The 20,753-nt window shown below is 36.4% G+C and carries 21 protein-coding genes; 12 read left to right on the top strand and 9 right to left on the bottom strand.

Annotated elements, in window-relative coordinates; genetic code table 11:
* The first annotated feature begins 28 nt into the window (after positions 1-28).
* From H4J52_RS17490 to H4J52_RS17520, 7 genes are read left to right on the top strand one after another with little or no spacing between them, the layout of a single operon-like run.
* The gene (locus H4J52_RS17490; protein WP_182225315.1) at positions 29-1,072 is read left to right on the top strand and encodes a DUF58 domain-containing protein; all 1,044 of its coding nucleotides are present in this window, start codon (positions 29-31) and stop codon (positions 1,070-1,072) included.
* On the top strand, positions 1,060-1,569 hold the full coding sequence (locus tag H4J52_RS17495; protein WP_182223352.1) for a DUF4381 domain-containing protein: 510 nt from the start codon (positions 1,060-1,062) through the stop codon (positions 1,567-1,569). The genes H4J52_RS17490 and H4J52_RS17495 overlap by 13 nt, the downstream gene beginning before the upstream one ends.
* Positions 1,566-2,564 carry a VWA domain-containing protein gene (locus H4J52_RS17500; RefSeq protein WP_182223351.1) on the top strand — a complete coding sequence of 333 codons (999 nt, stop codon included), beginning with the start codon at positions 1,566-1,568 and terminating at the stop codon, positions 2,562-2,564. The genes H4J52_RS17495 and H4J52_RS17500 overlap by 4 nt, the downstream gene beginning before the upstream one ends.
* A 1-nt stretch (position 2,565) precedes the next feature.
* On the top strand, positions 2,566-4,482 hold the full coding sequence (locus tag H4J52_RS17505; RefSeq protein WP_182225316.1) for a VWA domain-containing protein: 1,917 nt from the start codon (positions 2,566-2,568) through the stop codon (positions 4,480-4,482).
* 8 nt (positions 4,483-4,490) lie between these two features.
* Positions 4,491-6,164, top strand: coding sequence for a BatD family protein (locus tag H4J52_RS17510; RefSeq protein WP_182225317.1), 1,674 nt, complete (start codon positions 4,491-4,493; stop codon positions 6,162-6,164).
* Positions 6,165-6,184: 20 nt separating this feature from the next.
* The gene (locus H4J52_RS17515; protein WP_182223348.1) at positions 6,185-6,739 is read left to right on the top strand and encodes a sigma-70 family RNA polymerase sigma factor; all 555 of its coding nucleotides are present in this window, start codon (positions 6,185-6,187) and stop codon (positions 6,737-6,739) included.
* Complete coding sequence (locus tag H4J52_RS17520) at positions 6,732-7,445, top strand: DUF3379 family protein (RefSeq protein ID WP_182225318.1); 714 nt, start codon at positions 6,732-6,734, stop codon at positions 7,443-7,445. The genes H4J52_RS17515 and H4J52_RS17520 overlap by 8 nt, the downstream gene beginning before the upstream one ends.
* A gap of 412 nt (positions 7,446-7,857) precedes the next feature.
* On the opposite strand, the gene putP is transcribed toward H4J52_RS17520, so the two are convergent.
* On the bottom strand, positions 7,858-9,357 hold the full coding sequence (gene putP, locus H4J52_RS17525) for a sodium/proline symporter PutP (RefSeq protein ID WP_182223346.1): 1,500 nt from the start codon (positions 9,355-9,357) through the stop codon (positions 7,858-7,860).
* Between the two features lie 249 nt (positions 9,358-9,606).
* Between putP and H4J52_RS17530 the strand changes: the two genes are divergently transcribed.
* Positions 9,607-10,830, top strand: a complete 1,224-nt coding sequence (locus H4J52_RS17530) for an EAL and HDOD domain-containing protein (RefSeq protein ID WP_182225319.1) — start codon at positions 9,607-9,609, stop codon at positions 10,828-10,830.
* Between the two features lie 483 nt (positions 10,831-11,313).
* Here the strand turns inward: H4J52_RS17530 and H4J52_RS17535 are convergent, their stop codons facing one another.
* The 4 genes from H4J52_RS17535 to H4J52_RS17550 form a co-directional block, all read right to left on the bottom strand.
* Positions 11,314-12,123 carry a DUF2884 family protein gene (locus tag H4J52_RS17535; protein ID WP_182181961.1) on the bottom strand — a complete coding sequence of 270 codons (810 nt, stop codon included), beginning with the start codon at positions 12,121-12,123 and terminating at the stop codon, positions 11,314-11,316.
* A gap of 173 nt (positions 12,124-12,296) precedes the next feature.
* Complete coding sequence (gene zapE / locus H4J52_RS17540; protein ID WP_182181960.1) at positions 12,297-13,421, bottom strand: cell division protein ZapE; 1,125 nt, start codon at positions 13,419-13,421, stop codon at positions 12,297-12,299.
* Between the two features lie 99 nt (positions 13,422-13,520).
* The gene (locus H4J52_RS17545) at positions 13,521-13,727 is read right to left on the bottom strand and encodes a cold-shock protein (RefSeq protein ID WP_070376065.1); all 207 of its coding nucleotides are present in this window, start codon (positions 13,725-13,727) and stop codon (positions 13,521-13,523) included.
* Positions 13,728-14,002: 275 nt separating this feature from the next.
* Entirely contained in the window at positions 14,003-14,551 is a 549-nt protein-coding gene (locus tag H4J52_RS17550) for an RNA methyltransferase (RefSeq protein ID WP_182181959.1), read from the bottom strand.
* Between the two features lie 292 nt (positions 14,552-14,843).
* On the opposite strand from H4J52_RS17550, the gene lepB reads away from it, so the two are divergent.
* Positions 14,844-15,506: a signal peptidase I gene (lepB, locus tag H4J52_RS17555; protein WP_182181958.1), complete on the top strand. Its 663-nt coding sequence runs from the start codon at positions 14,844-14,846 to the stop codon at positions 15,504-15,506.
* Positions 15,507-15,621: 115 nt separating this feature from the next.
* Here lepB and H4J52_RS17560 read toward each other — a convergent pair whose 3' ends face one another.
* Positions 15,622-15,780: a hypothetical protein gene (locus tag H4J52_RS17560; protein ID WP_182225320.1), complete on the bottom strand. Its 159-nt coding sequence runs from the start codon at positions 15,778-15,780 to the stop codon at positions 15,622-15,624.
* On the opposite strand from H4J52_RS17560, the gene H4J52_RS20570 reads away from it, so the two are divergent.
* Both H4J52_RS20570 and H4J52_RS17570 read left to right on the top strand, forming a co-directional pair.
* The gene (locus tag H4J52_RS20570) at positions 15,745-15,945 is read left to right on the top strand and encodes a hypothetical protein (protein WP_404851990.1); all 201 of its coding nucleotides are present in this window, start codon (positions 15,745-15,747) and stop codon (positions 15,943-15,945) included. The genes H4J52_RS17560 and H4J52_RS20570 overlap by 36 nt on opposite strands.
* A 128-nt stretch (positions 15,946-16,073) precedes the next feature.
* The gene (locus H4J52_RS17570; protein ID WP_182181956.1) at positions 16,074-16,835 is read left to right on the top strand and encodes a peptidylprolyl isomerase; all 762 of its coding nucleotides are present in this window, start codon (positions 16,074-16,076) and stop codon (positions 16,833-16,835) included.
* 13 nt (positions 16,836-16,848) lie between these two features.
* Here H4J52_RS17570 and arfB read toward each other — a convergent pair whose 3' ends face one another.
* Complete coding sequence (gene arfB, locus H4J52_RS17575) at positions 16,849-17,262, bottom strand: alternative ribosome rescue aminoacyl-tRNA hydrolase ArfB (protein WP_182181955.1); 414 nt, start codon at positions 17,260-17,262, stop codon at positions 16,849-16,851.
* A gap of 124 nt (positions 17,263-17,386) precedes the next feature.
* The gene (gene hpf, locus H4J52_RS17580; protein ID WP_182181954.1) at positions 17,387-17,743 is read right to left on the bottom strand and encodes a ribosome hibernation-promoting factor, HPF/YfiA family; all 357 of its coding nucleotides are present in this window, start codon (positions 17,741-17,743) and stop codon (positions 17,387-17,389) included.
* A 313-nt stretch (positions 17,744-18,056) separates the two neighbouring features.
* On the opposite strand from hpf, the gene H4J52_RS17585 reads away from it, so the two are divergent.
* On the top strand, positions 18,057-19,163 hold the full coding sequence (locus tag H4J52_RS17585) for a 1-acyl-sn-glycerol-3-phosphate acyltransferase (RefSeq protein WP_182181953.1): 1,107 nt from the start codon (positions 18,057-18,059) through the stop codon (positions 19,161-19,163).
* Between the two features lie 66 nt (positions 19,164-19,229).
* Here H4J52_RS17585 and H4J52_RS17590 read toward each other — a convergent pair whose 3' ends face one another.
* Positions 19,230-20,627 carry a hypothetical protein gene (locus H4J52_RS17590; protein ID WP_182225321.1) on the bottom strand — a complete coding sequence of 466 codons (1,398 nt, stop codon included), beginning with the start codon at positions 20,625-20,627 and terminating at the stop codon, positions 19,230-19,232.
* Positions 20,628-20,753 lie beyond the last annotated feature (126 nt).

Consider the following 20,753-nt stretch of genomic DNA (forward strand, 5'->3'; position numbering starts at 1 on the left):
ATGAACGATCAATTTTGTAAGTAAATTTATGTGGCTTAATCAAAAAAAAGAACAAAATCAGCAAGACATTGTAAGTCTGCTCAATGGTATTGCCAGTAATGGGATTGAATTATCTATTGATGAATTAATTCAATATCAAAACAAAATTAGACTCATTGATCTTGCTGCACGTAAAAGTCAGCATGGTCAAATGTCGGGCAATTATCTCTCTCGCAGTAAAGGGCGAGGGATGGAGTTTGACGAAGTGCGTCATTACCAAAATGGCGACGACATTCGTGCTATTGACTGGCGAGTAACCGCAAGAACAGGTAAAACCCATACCAAGATTTTTCGCGAAGAAGTTGAACGTCCTGTACTGGTGGTTACCGACCTAAGCAGTTCGATGCTATTTGGTAGCCAACTCCTTTTTAAGTCAGTGCAAGCGGCACATTTAGCCGCATTAGTGACTTGGCATGCTAAAGGTCGAGGCGATCGAGTGGGCGGTATTATTTTTAATGAACATAAGCATAGCGAATTAAAACCGCGCAGCCGTATGCAAGGCGTGCTCCATTACTTACATAGTTTAGTTGAAACGCATCAGCACACTCTGTCACTTCAACAACAAGGTCAAAGCGAATCACACGCTAGTTCCCCTCTGTCTAGCGAGCAATTAAATGATTCTGCCAATGCCGCTTTTGAAGAAAATTGCGCACGATTAAGGCAACTTGCACGACCGGGAAGTTTAGTTCATTTGATCACTGACGGTAACCATATTAGCCAAGAAACTATCCGTCACTTATCTCATATCAGTCGTCATTGCGAATTGGTAGTATGTTTAATAAGTGATCCGCTAGAACACGATTTACCCAGCAGTAAATATAAAATGAATGTTGCCGTAACCGATGGAATATCGAAACAGCAATTATTAATTGGTGACGCTGCATCGGCTAAAGATTATCACCAACAAGCCAGTCAACTCGCTCAACAAAAACAAGATTTATTACTTAAGGCCGGCGCGAGAGTTTTACACTTTTCATCAGGCCAAACTTTAGAGCAGCAGTTAACCGACGGAGTCGCCTCATGGAAGCGTTAAAACAGCCGTCTGAACAATTAGCTCAACTAAAAGATATTCATTTACCGGAGCAGATCCATAATTATCCTATCGCATATGGCTGGTGGATATTACTTGCTGGTTTATTGGTTACCTTAATTTTCATGATTGTTAAATGGCAGAAACGACGAAAACTCAATCTTGCCAAAAAGGTTGCACTAACAAAACTTAAAAACACCGACAACAATGACGACGTCATCGCATTGCTTAAGTGGGCTGCTTTTCAATACTTTCCACGTAATGAAGTCGCCTCATTACATGGTGAGTCATTAAAAAACTATTTCCTCAAAAAATTACCCGTTAAACAACAAGAAAAGTTTCAACTGTTGTCTGAACAGCAATTTAACAACAAATATCAGCTCACTGACAACCCAGAAAATGAAACGTTGAAGGAAGCCGCTCATCTTTGGCTCAGTCAAGCACTACCGCCGAAGTTGCTAAAGAAAAATTCGGTAACAGCACATGAGAGACAGTCATGATTAATCTACTACTACCTTGGGTATTATTAGCGCTGCCAATACCTTTGTTCATGTATCTATTACCCGTAAAAAATCAAAACCAAACAGCGGCATTAAAAATGCCTCTGTTAATTCAAAATGCCTCAAGTCAAACTTATACGGCTAAAAACAAAAAGTCTCCTCGAGTTTTGTTCTTACTTATTTGGGTATTAGTCGTTATTTCTGCCAGTCAACCACAGTGGCTAGGTGAGTCAGTTAATGTGCCCACCGAAGGGCGTGAGATGATGATCGCCGTTGATCTGTCGGGCAGTATGCAAGTAGAAGATATGCAAATAAATGGTCGCACGGTTAATCGCTTAGATATGTTAAAAGTATTATTAGGTGACTTTATCGAACGTCGAACAGGTGATCGTCTAGGACTTATTCTCTTTGGTGACGACGCCTATATGCAAACGCCGATGACCTTTGATAGAAAGACAGTACAACAGATGCTTGATGAAGCCGTATTAGGCTTAGTCGGTAAACAAACAGCCATTGGTGACGCTATTGCCTTGGCAGTAAAGCGCTTCGATACAAAAAAAGATTCAAACCGCGTATTGTTACTGTTAACTGACGGCCAAAATACTGCCGGTAAAATAACACCCGAACAAGCATTAGAACTTGCTGTAGCAAAAGATATTACCATTTACTCAGTTGGTATTGGCGCAGATGTTATGATCCAAAATTCAATTTTTGGCAAACGCCAAATTAATCCTTCCAGTGAATTAGACGAGGAATCATTGCAACAATTAGCCAGCGAAACGGGTGGTTATTACTTTCGAGCTCGCGACAGTAAAGACATGAGTGAAATATACGAATTACTTGATGCTCTAGAACCCATAGAACAAGACCAACAACAAATGCGACCTTTGACTGCATTATTTTATTGGCCACTAACAATAGCGTTACTGCTATCATTTTTCTATTTAATCTGGGTAAACCTGCCCGTATATAAGTTAAAAGGAGCGAGTAAATAACATGGCTGACTTTCACTTTATTCGCCCTTGGTGGCTATTCGCTATTATCGCTTTGGCTTTGGCATTAAAACTACTTAATAAATACCGCTTAAGCCAATCAGGCTGGCAACAGCTATTGCCGCAACATTTAGCGAATGTTTTAGTTGATATACAACACAGCCAACAGAAATTGTCACTGACTTTACCTTTTATTATTGGTTTACTTGCGATTGTTGCCTTAGCCGGACCTACCTGGAAAAAGCTGCCTCAACCTGTTTATCAAACCGCACGGGGCTCAGTGTTGATCATGGATATGTCTTACTCTATGTATTCGACTGATATTTCACCCAATCGATTAACACGATCACGTTACAAGGCCATTGATTTACTTGAACAATTAAATGAAGGCGAAATTGGGCTTGTCGCCTATGCAGGAGATGCTTTTACTATTAGCCCTCTAACAGATGACATTAATAACATTAAGTTGTTATTACCTTCTTTATCGCCTGAGTTAATGCCAGAACTCGGCAGTAATCCTTTAGCAGCACTGACACTTGCTCACGACATGCTCGTTAATGCAGGTCATAGCAAAGGTGATATATATTGGTTTACTGATGGCATTGACAACTATGATATTCAAGACATCACTAATTGGAGTCGAAGCAACAACCATCGTTTGAATGTGTTAGGCATAGGTACAAGGTCTGGCGCACCAATAAAACTCAATAATGGCGAGTTGATGAAAGATAATAGTGGTTCAATTATCGTTCCTAAATTATCAGTATCAGCATTAAAAGGAGCCGCGAAAAGAGGCCGTGGTTATTACGCAACCCTTGCTAATAATAATAAAGATATTGAACAGTTATTATATAAACCACTTGATATTGACGAGCAACAACAAAAAGAGTCTTCAAATACGGGTGATCAATGGCAAGAAGCTGGCCCTTATTTATTATTATTAGTTTTACCCTTATTACTGCCCTACTTTCGCCGAGGACGCTTACTGGCCATATTGCCAATAATGTTATTAATAACACCCGTTGATAAGAGCTATGCGGACGGTTCAACCCTAGCCAATACGGTTCAACCGAGTACGATAGCAACATCAGAGCAAGTACCAAATGAAAATTTTGCCAAAAGCTATTGGGATAATTTATGGCAAACTAAAGACCAGCAAGGACAAAAGCAATTCAATGCTGAAGCTTTTCAACAAGCAGCAAACAGTTTTGAAAATTCATCATGGCAGGGGAGCTCTTATTATCGCTCTGGAGAATACGAACAAGCATTAACAGCATTTCAGCAACAAGATACCGCGGAAGCTCTATATAACCAAGGTAATGCTTTAGCACAATTAAAGCGCATTGATGAAGCGATTGAAGCTTACACGCAAGCGCTGAAAAAAGATCCTAAACATGAGGATGCAAAGGCCAATAAAACTTATCTTGAAGCGTTAAAAAAACAGCAAGAGGAAGAGGAACAGCAACAAGACAACCAGGATAAAGATAAAAATAAAGAAAAAAACAACGACGAAAATCAGCAGCAGCAAAACCAAGAGAATCAAAATAAAGATCAAGAACAAAAAAACAGTGACGACCCATCACAACAAAGTGATGCTGAACAAGAAGGTGAGAAAAAAGAAGATTCAGACAACAAGCCCTCTAAAGAGGAAAATTCTGAACAAGAAGATAAAAGCAAAGCGGAACAAGAACAGCAAGCCCAAGAAGGTGAAGCGAAAGATGATGATAAAAACAAGCCAACGCAAACACCTGCTCAGATTCGTGCCGAAGAGCAATTAGCAGAAGAAACTGAGCAAAAACATCAACAATTACTCAATAAAGTAACTGATGATCCGTATATGTTATTGAGAAATAAAATGCAGCTCGAATATCAAAAGCGTCGTAATAACCGAAGTAGCGCAAAAGGAACAAAAAAGTGGTAAAAATAGTGATGAAAACATTTATAACCTTATTAGCCATTATTCTTAGTAATGCGCTTTTTACAAGTAATGCGTTAGCTGCAAGTCAAATAAGTGCAACTATCGATAAGAATCCTGTAGTGGTTAATGAATCTTTTATTTTAAAAATCACCATTGATGATGATGTCGATACTAACGCTTTAAATACCTCTGCTTTGTTACAAGACTTTATCGTTGGCCGAACTTCAGTGAGTTCTCAAACAAGTATGGTGAACTTTAAAACCACCCGTACAACAACTTGGAGCACCTTACTTATAGGGAAGAAAGCTGGAAATTTCATCATTCCCGCCTTGACAGTCGCAGGTATAAAATCTCAAGCCATAAATGTTCAAGTATTAGCTGAAAATGATCCCCTTGCTGACAAGCAGCAAGACATATTTATTACGACTGAAGTCTCAGCTAAAGAAGTCTATGTTCAGCAGCAGCTTACATTAGTAGTAAAGCTTCACTTTGCTGCTGAGCTAAAGCGTGGAAGTCTAACTGAGCCGACCTTAGAAGGTGCAAGTATTACTCAAATAGGAAAGGATAAAGAAGAAGATACCGTTATTAACGGTCAACGCTATCGTGTTATTGAAAGAACGTATGCAATAAGCCCTAAAAACAGTGGTAAATTTATTTTAAAATCACCTGTTTTTTCTGGCGAAATTTTAGTGCCGTCAACCAGAAGAAATAATATGTTTAGTTTTTCAGAAACTAAGCCGGTGAGTGTTATTGGAGATAAAATCCCATTACTTGTGCGTCCTATCCCTGAGACATTTCAAGGAACTTGGTTACCCAGTGATTTACTTGCTATTCACCAAAATTGGCAGCCTGATATAGCTACGTTTAAGGTGGGCGAACCTATTACTCGCACCATCACTTTGACCGCAGCAGGTTTATCACAAGAGCAACTGCCTATCCTTGAAATAACAGTTCCAAAAGGTTTAAAAGTCTATCCAGATCAAGCGCAGTTACATACGGGTATGAGTAGTGGCCATTTAGTCAGTCAGAAAGTACGAAATTTTGCTATTGTTGCGAGTAAGCCAGGTGAATATCAGTTACCAGAAGTAAGTATTCCATGGTGGAATACTGTGACCAATCGTTATCAAGTCGCAACTATTGCCGCGCAAAAAATCACGGTATTGCCTAATAGCGAACTTGAAACTGCCACCACTGTAGTTAATGTCAATCAAAATAAAGATCTCGCGCCCGCTAAAACAGTAATAATTACGCAGACATCTTGGTTGCAGTGGTTATTTTTAGCGTTATGGTTACTGACGTCTTTAGCGTGGTTTATCAGTGCAGAACTGGCCAAACCTTCGCAAGCCAAGACATCTAAAAATAAAACCCCAAATAATAACGCTTATTTATCTTTGTTGGCTGCCTGCAAAAAGAATCAAGGTTTGGCTGTTCTCACTTTAATTTCACCTTGGATAAATATTTTACAAGCTAAAGCAGGTAAAGCAATTACTGCGACGCTTGATGAAGCATTACTCGAGATTAATAGTGATGAATTTCAACAAGAGATAAATTATTTACAACAATGTTATTACGCAAAAGATCAGAAAGATTGGCAAGGAACCAGCCTAATAAAATTGATTCAAGCGTTTAATAAGCAAGGCTTAAAAGAGAGTAAAGTAACCGTGTTATCCCTGAATCCAACGTAAAAAATGAAATGATTTTTTAAATGCGAAATAAAATAATGTCTGCTCAGGTCTCTTACAACATGGCAACAAAACAAGTTAGATATGAAGCACTAGTTAAAGCATTGCATGGCGACTTATTCCGTTATGCATACTGGCTCTGTCACGACAAACATGTTGCAGAAGATTTAGTGCAAGAGACCTTTTTACGGGCATGGCGAGCTTTAGATTCATTGAAAGATGAAAAAGCGGCTAAGTCATGGTTGATCACAATTCTACGCAGAGAAAATGCCCGTCGTTTTGAGCGTAAACGCTTCGATATGAGCGAGTATGAAGAAGCCACGATAACCGATACTAAATCGACAAGTAGTGAGCAAGAAATAGAAAACTACTGGCTACGTGAAAAAATAGCACAAATGCCAGAAGAATACCGAGAGCCATTAGTACTACAAATTATTGGTGGTTTTTCAGGTGAAGAAATAGCTAAACAGCTTAATTTAAATAAGAATACCGTAATGACAAGGTTGTTTCGAGCGCGTAACCAATTGAAAGATGCTTTAGAAAATACTCCCAACGTTAGAGGCCATTACAATGGATGAGTTGCAATTTAGACGTCGTATTTATGCAGATCCAAATACACGTGATGAAGATATGATTGCTGCGATGAATAGTGATCCTGCCAAACAAAGCTTTACACAAGAACTTGAAAGTTTAGACAGTAAGCTCTTTCAGGCGTTAAATATTGAAGTACCTAATGGCTTAAGTGATAAACTTATTTTACGTCAAACAATGGCTAGTCATCAGCAGCAAAAACGCAAAAGCCGTGTACGCCTAACATTGGCTGCATCCGTTGCCTTAGTGATGGGGTTAACCATTAACTTTATGCAGTTTTCTAGTGCATATAGTAACTTAGGGGATTATGCGATCGCTCATATTGTCCATGAAGAAGGCCATTTCTCTAATACTTCAGCTGCAAATGTTAGCTTAGCCTCTCTTAACGATAAAATGGCGACGTTTAATGGCAGTTTTACCGATAGCATAGGTAAATTAATGTTTGCTGATTATTGCCGGTTTGATGGCATGAAAAGCCTGCACTTAGTTTTTCAAGGGGCAACAAGTATCGTCACCGTTTTTGTTGTTCCCGATAATGAGGGCCTTGAATTTATTGCTGATTTTTCAACAGATAAATTCATAGGAAAATCCCAAAATTTTAAAGACAGTAATATTATTGTAGTTGCTGACAAAAGTGAATCACTTGCGCAATGGCAAACAGCGATTGATAAAAATATTAACTGGTCTATTTAAGCAATAACAAACACTATTATTCGACTTATAATTTCGTCGCGTACAAAACCATGGGACGAAACTTTTAATCCTCTCTATTTAAAACTCCATTGTTCTGATACTGAAACCGCCATATTAATACAGAAATTGTCATGCTGAACTTATTTCAGTATCTACTACTAACAGCATTATCAACAAGTACTAAAATAATAGAGCATTTCTTGGTATCAACTTGCACCAATCTATTTATAAGCCCCAGACATACGAGACTTGGGGGTGCTATAACCGTTAACGTGCAGGATAGCTAAGACCTAGTAAGACAGGATATCTGGGAGACGCAGAACATAAAAGCCCGTTATTGAATTTCAATAACGGGCTTTTTATTAATTTAATTTCAAGATAATCTCGAAAAATTAAGCAATAAGAAATAGAGTTAATCGATGTTGTGGTTATGCTGCTCTATCATCTCATCAAACATTTTTTCAACAGATTCATCAGGTGTCGCGGTCATGTTACTGACCACAATAATAGCGATTGTTGAAAGAATAAAGCCGGGAACAATTTCATACATCACTGAACTTAATAATTCACCACCTACAGTGATAGGCACGTAGATCCAAAAGAGAACAGTTAATGCACCTGTTAACATACCTGCTAACGCACCTTGTTTGTTCATTTTTTTCCAGTAAAGACTTAAAATAACTAAAGGCCCAAATGCAGCGCCAAAACCCGCCCAAGCATTGCTTACCAAACTTAAAATAGAGCTATTTCGGTCATAAGCTAAAGATATCGCAACAAGAGCAACTAACAACACAGATATACGACCAACAAAAACAAGTTGCTTATCAGTAGCGTCTTTGTTGAGAAAAGCTTGATAAAAATCACCGGTTAATGAGCTGGATGTCACTAATAACTGAGAAGATATTGTACTCATTATTGCAGCTAAAATTGCGGCAAGTAAAAAACCAGAAATAAGAGGATGAAATAAAACTTGAGAAAATAAGACAAAAATAGTTTCTGGGTCAGTTAATGTCGTCCCTGTTTTCGCTACATAAGCAATACCGGCAAAACCTGTTGCCATAGCACCACAAATAGAAACAATCATCCAAGTCATACCAATACGACGGGCGGCAGGTAAATCTTTAACTGAGCGAATTGCCATAAAACGCACGATGATATGCGGTTGACCAAAATAACCTAGGCCCCAAGCCATCGCTGAGATAATAGCCAAAGCACTCACACCACTGAACATATTAAATTTTTCAGCATCAAGCGAATGAATAGTTTCATTCATAGCTTGTAAGCCTCCAATATCGCTTATCACCACAAATGGAACCAGTACAAGCGCAACAAACATAATACACCCCTGCACAAAATCGGTTAGACTAACAGCTAAAAACCCACCAAACATCGTGTAAAGTACCACAACACCTGCTGTAACATAGAGGCCTGCCTCATAATTTAAACCAAAAGAACTTTCAAACAATTTACCACCCGCAACAATCCCTGAGGACGTATAGAGTGTAAAAAAGATAATAATTACAATCGATGAAACTACACGAAGTATATGGCGTTTATCGTTAAAACGATTTTCAAAAAAGTCTGGTAATGTTATAGAGTCATTAGCTACTTCGGTATATGTTCTCAAGCGAGGTGCAACAATTAAATAGTTAAAATAAGCGCCAATCACAAGTCCGACAGCAATCCAAATACTGCTTAAACCTGAAACGTACATAGCTCCAGGTATCCCCATTAACATCCAACCACTCATGTCAGAAGCACCAGCAGAGAGTGCAGTAACTGAAGGGCTTAAATTACGACCGCCCAACATATAACCCGCAGCATCACTGGTTGATTTTTTATAGGCATATAAGCCTATACCGATCATGACAATAAAATATAAACCTAAAGAAAATAACGTACCAAAAGCCAAACTAACCTCCGAAAAATATTATAATATCTTTGCTGTGTAAAAGTAAATTTCTGCTACAGAACAAAAAATAGAGTAAGACTAGTATGACTAGATATTTTTCTATTACTATACTTTTATTCTTTTCGTGTCTATAAAATGTATTATAAATGTAATGTTTTTATGACAGTGACTAATATATAGAAATAGTTAATGCTAATTGGTCATATTTACAATATATTCACTGTAGTTATGATGTGTTCAGGAATTATTATGTATTTTTATGCCGCAAGGCAACCCATTCTAGATAAAGACAAAAATCTTTTTGCCTATGAATTGTTATTTAGAGACAGTATTGATAACGTTTTTCCTGACATTGATGGCGACGAAGCCACAACCAAAATGATCGAAGCAAGTAAATTTAACTTAGGTATTGGTGAATTTACCGCTAATAAACCTGCCTTTATTAATTTTACACTCGAAACGTTAAGCCTTGGTTACGCAAATATGCTAGCGACTGATGAAGTAGTTGTAGAGATTCTAGAGACGGTTAAGCCGGGTAAAAAACTGCTAGCTATTTGTAAAGATCTTTACGAGCAAGGGTACACATTAGCGCTTGATGACTACGAACATCAAAAAGTGTGGATGCACTTCTTCCCATATATCAAAATAATAAAAATAGATTGGAAAATTTCCACTATTGAAGAGATAAAAGAAGTTAAGCAGGCGATTATAAATTTTCCTGATATTAAGTTACTTGCAGAAAAAGTTGAAACATACGAAGAATACAATCAAGCTTTAGAATTAGGTTTTGAACTGTTCCAAGGTTTTTTCTTTGCAAAGCCTGAAATGATAAAAACTAAAAGTCTATCTCCGTCACAAATAGCGATGGCTGAGTTACTTTATGAAACATCAAAACCCGAATTAGATTTAATCAGTATTACATCTGTATTTGAGCGTGATGTGACACTTTCATATAAATTATTAAGATATGTCAACTCAGCAATTTTCCGGAGGAGCACAGAGATATCTACAATAAAACAAGCACTTGTAACCTTAGGCTCTGATGAGTTAAAGCGTTTTTTAGGTCTAATGTTTGCTATAAATGTTAACCCTGACAAGCCTTCTGAGTTAATCAATTCAGCAATGGCTCGAGCAAAGTTTTGTGAGCTTGTTGCAAAAAACATTAGTGTTCCAGTAAATAGCTCAATTGCATTTTTAACGGGACTATTGTCATTAATTGATGCCATTTTAGATGAAAAACTTGAAACAGTTTTAGAAAAACTTCCTCTTGCTCAAGAAATAAAAGATCCTTTACTCACTAAAAAAGGAGTCTTGGCTGAATTAATACAATTGTTAGAGTTTATTGAACATGCACAATGGGAAAAAACCACTATTGTCATGAAAAAATTAGGTATTGAAAAAGAGAAAGTCATTAAAGATTATAATGAAGCACTAAATTGGGCTGATGAACAATCCCAAATGACCAATAGTTAACTTCGTTTCAAAAGCTAAAAGGCCAAATTTTACATCTATTTTCCTGTGATATTACCTCTATGAACAGAGGTACTTGTGATTTGTAATAATACAGTTCATATCGTTTTTCCTGAAGATCGTCACTCTTTCACATCCATGTGACCGTGACATACCGTTCTTCCTGAACATCGTCACTCTTTCACATCCATGTGACCGTGACATACCGTTCTTCCTGAACACCGTTACTCTTTCACATCCATGTGACCGTGACATACCGTTCTTCCTGAACATCGTTACTCTTTCACATCCATGTGACCGTGACATACCGTTCTTCCTGAACATCGTTACTCTTTCACATCCATGTGACCGTGACATACCGTTCTTCCTGAACATAAAAACGAGTAAGATTTATAGTCTTCGCTCGTTTTATGGTGACAGTAACAGTAGAATAACAGCTCAAAGACTATATAAACGCTAATGACGTTACACAGTTATATAGAAATACTACATCAGATCTTTGCGGTCTTTAGCCATAACTTTGGTGGTTAGCAAATTAAAATCTTTTAGCTCAATTATCTCATCCGTTAATTGATCTTCAAGAGCATCAATTGCGATAACTGACTGACAAAGCTCCTCGCTTCGCGTTTCTATTTCGTTACCACGAGATTTCATTTCGTATTCCATCTTTTCACCAAAATCTTCCATACGTGTTTCAAAGGCATCCATATCGCCCCCAGAAAAAAGCATCTGTTGACCAACAGCAATCATCAAACTGCCTATCGAATTTTGCACTGTTTGCTCTACAGCACTCTCAATACGCTGTTCGAAATCTTCATTGAAAAAATCGTCTCCTGAAAAGCCGTTTTCATCAAAATAAATGTCTTTATGGTGAGTAAAACCTTCATCGATTTCTTTACGTATTTCTGAGAGTTGGGCACCAATTTCAGCACTAATATCATTCCCCTCACCTAGCAATTCATTAAAGGCTAAATTTACGCCATCACTCGCAAGATCAATAGCATCTAATGCAATCCCTTTTACTTGCGGAACAGCAGATCTAATACGCATAGCATAATCGGTAACTAAAGATTGCTGACTATCAGATAAAGCGATTTTATTGTCATTAACGTATAGCATTTCATTATCAACAATTTTGTAGAGCGCTTTTTTATCTCTTGAGAATTCAATGGCTGTGGCGGTAATTTTAACGCCTCCTGATATGTCTGCATTGCATGAGTCATTGGTAAATGATGCTTTAGAAGCAAATGAACTGCTGCTTGCCAATATTAGTGCCGTAGCGATTAGTGTTTTCATATTATCCCTTCTCTTATAAAATGTTGTCTTTAACTAAATAACGCATAACTAAGCTCGTTATTACAAAATAGGTGCCATAAAATAAAAGTAATAAAATTCAATAGGGTATATAAAAACAAACAATAAGAAAGAGAATAAAAAGCTATTATTTGGTTAAGAAAACAAAGTTTTAGTTAATATGATATGTTTTGCATTTCAATCAGTCTTGATTGACAACGGGCAAATTCAAAAATTAATTGTTGCCCCTGATAAAGGTCAAAAACATCAACTTCAGCGTTAATAATAAGTCTTATCTTTCTATCATAGAACTCATCAACCAACGCAATAAAACGTCGAGCTTCGTCATCTAAATGACGAAGCTCACCCAATATTTTACCCTCACGTTGATAGCCATCTTCCACGCCAGAGGCAACTGAAATAATTCTTTCTCCATTGAACTGTGGGACTTGATCAAGTAATACTGTTTTAAAACTATCAGCCAAACGCATATAGTCTCGCTGACTTCTTGGGCCTGAACAAAGCGCATAAAAATCAAAGAGTATCGTTTTATCAGTTTTCGCTTGGTAAGCTATTTTACGGTGGTTAACTGTTATATAACCTGAACTTACTTTACTCCCTGTAACTTCAAAGAATCGATTAACCAGAGTATTATTTTTAGCCAAGGGAAAGCTATAATCACGATACTCGATTGCAACTTCATCGTGGCCTAAACGATGGTCAATGTCACCATCAACTGATAACACTTGGCAATGCTTATTAATTAGACCGATAGTTGGTAGAAAGCGTTCACGCTGTAAACCGTTTCTGTAGAGTTGCTCGGGTTGACTGTTAGATGTAGCAATTAAAATAATACCTTGCTGAAAAAGTGCTTGAAACAAACCCGAAAGCAACATGGCGTCACCAATGTCTGAAACAAAAAATTCATCAAAACATAGCACCTTAATTTTTTTTGCCCAGCGCTTTGCAATAAATGTTAAAGGATCACTTTCCCCTGAACATAAATTTAATTGCTGATGAACTTCTTCCATAAATCGGTGGAAGTGAATACGTTTTTTTGCTGTGATCGCTAAATGTTGGAAAAACAGATCCATAAGCATGGTTTTACCACGCCCAACTCTGCCATAGAAATAAATTCCGGGAATAACAATGGGTTTATTAAGTCGTTTAGCCAGCCAAGACTGCTGTTCTTGCTGATAAATGTTCTGGGAGAGCTCATCGAGTTTCGCAACTGCATTAACTTGTGCGTAATCATATTGAAAATGATTTAAAGCAGATAACGACTGATAAGCTGAGAGCATAAACTAAATTTTTTCCACAAAAAAAGGGTGAGACATAAGTCTTACCCTTTTTAGCAATTTATTTGTATGAGGTAACCTAGGTTAACTCAACATACAAAATTAAAGAGCTTGAATGTTCTCAGCTTGAGGACCTTTCTGACCTTGAGTAACAGTAAACTGTACTTTTTGGCCTTCAGCTAGAGTTTTAAAACCGTCGCCAGAGATTGCAGAGAAATGTGCGAAAACGTCAGGACCAGATTCTTGCTCGATGAAACCAAAACCTTTAGACTCGTTGAACCATTTTACTGTACCAGTAGTTGTAGACATAATAGTATCCTATTTGTTTAATATAATTTTAATTTTGTTCCAGTCATTAAATAAATTTAATGACAAAAAACGATATTGCTGAGAGTGTTGCTATGACTTATTAAACAGGACGAGCTACTAACATAACTTCGAAACTTGGTACATAAATATAGGTAGTACTTTCTAGCTGCGTGCATCATATATCTTTCACAGAAAGAGTCAAGGTTTTTATCTATTTTATTAATCGTTTTTCTGATTTTATATCCAAAAGTCAAATTTAAACACCTATCACTGATTTAATTTTTAACTTTCACTGTATTATTAGTGTCTCTACTTTTACGAATAAGTGCATCATCGCCAACCGCTATTGTAGACTTTGCTAATCGGTCATAAAGTAGAACATTGACTGTCGCCGCTAGGTTCATACAGCCATTCGTTGGAATATAAACCACGGCATCTGCCTTATCGATGACTTCCTGACTAATGGTCCCGTCTTCAGGGCCAAAAACATACATGGCATTCTTTGGGTGCTCAAATACAGGTAATGGTATCGCTCCTTCAATTAAATCAACACAAATCAATTGACTGCCCTTAGGCACACTATCTACTAAAGATTCCACCCCCGTTAAAGGGATTTTTTTACTTGCACTTTGTGTATCGGTATAAAACTTAGCTGCTTTTGCATACCTAACACCGCTATAAAGAACGGTATCCACTTGATAACAGCCTGCAGCACGCATTACAGCACCTACATTACTTGGACTTTTAGGGTCAGTTAAGCCTAAAGTTATCTCTGCTGAGTCAACACTCTTTTGTTTTAATGGTACTTTTATCTTTTTGGTCATTAATCTAGTCGTTTTAGTTGGTTACTTTACACAGGCATGTAAATCTTAAAGGAATTCTCCTTAGCTTTTATATAAAACTCAAGTAAATATTAAAATATAATTTATATCTAGTATGAAATTTCAATTTTTGTGATCTTGCCATCCATTAAATAAGTCATTTGATCCTCAACCCAAGAGCTTGTCATAACCCGTTACATTTCATACGCAACAAATAACGGTGATCATCGTCATAATAGCGACAACTTCATAAATAAAGAATTATCCTGTCATCGGTGAACCTAAAGGAAACAACATGAAAAAGAGTTTAGTAAAACTATGGAAAGAAAATAAATCATTATTTATTTTTATCTGCTTAATGTTAGTTTTTCGTAGCGCAGTTGCGGACTGGAGTGACGTACCTACCGGCTCTATGAAGCCGACTATTGTTGAAGGTGACAGAATTTTCATTAATAAAATGGCATATGATATTCGCTTGCCCTTTACACACTTTTCACTTTTTAAACTTTCCGACCCACAAACTAACGACATCATTATATTTGACTCTGCAGCCTCAGATAAACGTCTAGTAAAACGCGTAATCGGACTACCAGGTGATAATATCTCGATGAAAAATAATAAATTAATAATAAATAGCCAGGTCATTGACTATCAAAAAAAATCAGCAAAACACGACTTAACTAAGAACCAATACGATAAAACTGAAACCATTAACAGTCAACCCCATGTTATTCGTATTAATAACATGGGGTCGCCATTAGCAAACTTCAGTGAAGTGATAGTCCCCAATGGGCATTATTTAGTACTGGGAGACAACCGTGATCATAGTGCCGATTCTCGGGTGATAGGCTTTGTACCTCGTAGCGAAATTGTTGGACGGTCAAATAAAGTCGCTTTTTCTTTAAATTATGATAATTACTACTTACCCCGTAGCGATCGCTTTTTGCACTCACTTTAAGTATTAATGCCTTTAAAAAGGTAAAATGTATATTGTAATTTCACTTTGTATTTGACCTATTAAAACTCAATAACTAGGAGCTTTCTGCAGAGGCTTAAAGTTATTTTTCATTCAGTTAACAGAAAACTCCCATGACATCATTTTCTGTTAACTGTGCTCTAATCGCACTAAACAGTAAAACTTCAACGTCGATGATATTATCAATATTATAGCCAAAGAGTTCAGTATGGCAGCCGACATGATAAAACGAGCAAATAGTACTCAATATCATCACAGTAAATCACCAATAGTAAATTTAAAATCAGCTTTTATGGTTATGGGTTTGCAAGGATTACTAACGAGTGTTGTTTATGTGTTCATCAATAATTTCAGGCCTTCCCACCATATTTCAAAAGTTTTGGTAATAGAATTTGATAATACTGTTTACAAACAGCTTTGATGTCAAAAAGCTTAGCTGACATCAATTTAAATTTACCGTCAAAAAAGAACTTCTTGATTTGAGCTAATGCTTGTAATATCGCTAGCATTGCTTTAAATATTAATATCTATGAAAAAATTAAGGTTACTATGAATAAATTTGTTCCTAAGTCGCTTACCCTAGTAAGTGCATTATCTATTGCTACATTATTTTCTACGCTAAGCAATGCAACAATTGTTGAGGTTGAAACCTCTCAGGGTAATTTCAAAGTTAATCTACATGATCAAACGACTCCTAAAACGGTAGTAAATTTTTTAAAGTATACCAATGATGGTGATTATAATAATACGGTTGTGCATCGTTTAGTCCCGGATTTTATTATGCAAGCGGGTGGTTTTAAATTTGATGGTGACTTACCATTAACACCTATTGACGTTGATGACACCGTTCAAAATGAGCCGATTTATTCAAACGTTAGAGGTACCATTGCAATGGCAAAACGAGGAAACAATCCTAATAGTGCGACAAGCCAGTGGTTTATTAATTATAAAAATAACAGTGCAAATTTAGATTTACAAAATAGTGGTTTTACCGTCTTTGGGGAAGTTATTGAAGGTATGGATAATATTGATAAAATAGCCTTGATCCAGCTTTGCGAAGAAAGACCTATGCCTGGATATACCAGCGAACAATGCGCCAATAGCAATTTTGTACCTGGTGTAGATAACTTTGTCACCATTCATAGCGTAACTATTATTGATAGTTCTGCGACAACAGACACAAGTCTGGCTTCTGTAAAGAATACACTTATTAATAAAGAAGAGAGCATTACTAGTGATAGTGGCGGTAGCTTATCCTATTTTGTATTATGTGCACTCACCCTGCTGGGTTTTAGACGTAAAATCAAATAGCTTGTAAAAGTAACTAATCAGAGACCTTACCGCGCAATGCTTTAACATTGCTGCGGTGAGATTTGCCCGCTAAACGTCTTTTTTTAGAGTTTTTTGTAGGTTTAGTTTCTCTTCGGACTTTTTGAATGACCATTGCTGATTTAATTAATTCAACTAATCGCTCAAGTGCAGATTCGCGGTTCTTCTCTTGCGTTCTAAATTGTTGTGCCTTAAGAACGAAGATCCCTTCTTTAGTGATGCGTTTATCTTTTAAGGCAAGTAAACGCTCTTTATAAAAATCAGGTAAAGAGGATGCCTTAATATCAAAGCGCAAGTGAATCGCTGAAGATACTTTATTTACATTTTGCCCACCCGCTCCTTGCGAGCGAATAGCCGTTAATTCTAATTCATTGTCACCTAATGAGACATTATTTGAAAGTACTAACATATTTACATCTATAACATATTGATCAACGCGTTAAGTATACCATTCATATCGATGGTAATACGCGATAAAACAAAACGGGAGCAATAAGCTCCCGTGAAAAATCTAACGATTAACTGTTTTAAAATTAGTTTAAGTTCATTTCTTGAACTTTCTCATGAGCGATTTCAGGAGTAACAGAAACAGGTTTATTGTGTAAATTTGCTTTTAATTGACCTTTTCTATGCTTAAGTGCAGCGTCAAGTTTTTTGGCTACACTAGCGATTGAGGGAAACATGACATCTTCTTGTGCTGAAACCGAAATACGACCACCTTCATAATTTGTCGTTATTTCAGCACCATATTTTCCATGTTCTTTTGAAATAATAATGTCTAATGAGATCAGCGTAGGAAAATGGTTAGAAATTTTTAAGAATTTTTCATCGATATGTTCTTTTACACCATCAGTAATATCTACATGGTGACCTGAAAGATTTATTTTCATAGGTATTCCTTTTATTAATAACTCTATTTAAGACTTGTGGGTAAAGTCGAAAAACACAAGCCCTTAACATGAAAATAATTAGCATTAATTCCATAAAGAGCTCATATAACTAACTGTAGCAAAATTTATTGATTATTTTCTGATTTAGCTCATTTTTTTGTTTTATTTTTATTTAATTCCCCTAAGTTAATGAAATTATTTTGTTTAAAAGAGTAAAGCATAAACAATACAAGCATTTTAAGTCAAAAAACGGTTATAATATTGATTGATTTTTGAGTTAACGAATCGCTGTTAAACAGCAAAGAGATGCTACATGTTTGATGATATTCGCCCTTATCGAGATGATGAGGTTGCAGCTGTGATCCAAAAACTGATTAATGATCAAGGGCTACTTTCTTCTATTGCTAGTTTCAAAATGCCTCGATTGTACAAAACTCTGCCAATAATTTGTCGTTCAATAGTAAAATGGACGCTAAAGTTGCGTTCCAGTAAGTTTAATAATATTGAACAAATTCAAACAGAGGTGGCTAAATATTTACATCACTTAGTAAACAAAAGTACTGACGGCTTTACCTTTAATGGTTTGGAGAAGATTGATACAAGCAAGCCTATGCTTTTTATTAGTAATCATAGAGACATAGTGCTTGATGTCGCATTAATTAATTGGGCATTGTACAACAGTGGCATCAATACTGTTGAGGCTGCGGTGGGTGACAACTTACTTCATCAGCCATGGGTTGCTGATTTAATGCGTATTAATAAAAGCTTCATTGTTAAACGCAGTGAAGAAACAAAGCGAGCAATGCTGACAGCTTCAAAGCAATTGTCTGCGTATATTCATCATACCGTTCATGAGCGCCAGCAAAATATTTGGATAGCACAACGTGAAGGTCGCGCGAAAGACGGTATTGATAAAACCAATTCAGCATTAATTTCAATGCTATTACTTAACAAAGACAAACAAACTCCAATTACCAATTATTTAGCTGAAATTAATATTGTTCCTGTTTCTATTTCATATGAATTTGATCCCTGTGATCGTGACAAAGCGATTGAGCTCGCCGAGCGAGAAGCAACGGGTAGTTATCAAAAGAAAGAAAATGAAGACTTAAATAGTATTACGCAAGGATTAGTGGGTAAAAAAGGCCGTGTACATGTCGAATTTTGCCATGCTATCAAGGGCGACCTTGCCGATAGTAAAGCCATAGCAAAAGCGATTGATCAAGAAATTATCAGTAACTATAAACTATATGACAGTAACTTAACTGCCTATGCAAAACTCAATCAGCAAGCAGAAATTAAGCAAAGTGTCATGAATCAACTTAATAGCCGTATGTTCGAATTAACCCAAGAGCAACAATATTGGTTATTAACCATGTATGCTAATCCGGTAAGAGCTAAACAAGCATTAGATTCATGATTACTTAAATATTTATTTCCATTAAAACGGCGCTGTATAGCGCCGTTTTGTTGTTATACAATAAAATTATTTCTTTATCGATATATGATAATTTTTTACATTATGAGCAAAAGAACTATTTTTTTTATTTTGATAATATGACAAGTAATTCACATATTTATCAGTATATTCACTTTGAACCAAGTCTGTTTTTGTAACTAATACAATCGTGTTATTGTTAATAATGCCCTCATAACCAGATAAAGCAGTAACAACGGGTAATTGTCCGGTAATTTCACCATAACTTGTCCATTTAGCTGGCATAGGTGTGTTTTTTTCAGGATGGTAAGCTTGATAGCTTATAGCAATAATAGCCATTGGGTAATTAGCAACATTACTATAATCATAGCTCCAATCTGATTTGATTTCTGAAAAATATCTATCATCAATATCTGGTTTTCTATCAGAGGCAGCAACTGAAAAACTCGTAGTATATGTAGAAGAGATAAGTTGATGCTGGCTAGATATTTTTATTTTCCCAAAAGCAGAATCTGTTTCAGAAAAAATTACTTCTGCATTCGATTGGTAGACGGTTTCTGACACATAAAGATGACTATTAAATAAATCGGCGATATTATCTTCTTCTAGAACACTAATCGCAAAGTGTTGCTGCCCTGAAAATAATTGACGTGTAGTAAAAGGCTGGTGATTTTTATTTAAGCCAATTCGCTCAACTGCATCAAAAGCTGATAGTTGCCAGATGAGTTCACCATCATCATTAAAGGCCATTTGATTAAAGTCATCTATAAAGCCAGCCGCACCTTGTACATTGTTATTATTACCGGTACCAACAAGAGAAAAAGAATGTAATGGCCAAGTCCCCCCCATTATCCGACAAGCTTCAACATTCATAAAATTAGTACGTTGGGAATCCACAACTTCAGTGGTAGTAAATGTTGCAGAGCTGGTTATCTTAGTAATATCAGAAATAGGGGTATGAGATATTTCAACATTTCGAGTAACACATTCACAATTTGAATTATCAATTATTACAGCATGCTGAGCTTGATAAATAGCCGGTGTGGTTGCATTTACTTGATGAAAGCTAACAAAATCTAAACCTTCAACCTCTCCTGCCTGCTGATTTTTAGCAACAAGCGTATAATTTATGAATTCACTTGCTGATGAAAAACTAAAAACTCCATTTTCATCAGGTTGTAACTTATCTACAACACTCCAATCCCGGTTTTGAATAAATAACTCGACATCAACAAAGGGAAGCTTTTCACCGCATTTATTAGTCAGTGTTGAGGTTAATGAGAAAGGGTAAAATTTTGGAACCTCTGGTGTAGTATCTTTGTTACTAGCTCCGCCGCCACATGCGGCCAAACAAGTAAATATTGAGAGTAATAAGAATGTTTTTTTATATTTAATAAGAAAAAATGGAGTTGATGTTTCATTTGTTTTTAATAACTTTTTCAGCATAGAAATTAATTTATCTGTGATTACGGTTCATTAACCCAATTATAGGGTAATTTATACATGTACTGAAAGCATAACGAATATAATAAGTGAAATAAGTATCCCTAGTAACATCTAATTTAACGCATT

This window comes from Colwellia sp. MB02u-14 (assembly GCF_014076915.1).
In the GTDB taxonomy this organism is placed as follows: domain Bacteria; phylum Pseudomonadota; class Gammaproteobacteria; order Enterobacterales; family Alteromonadaceae; genus Colwellia_A.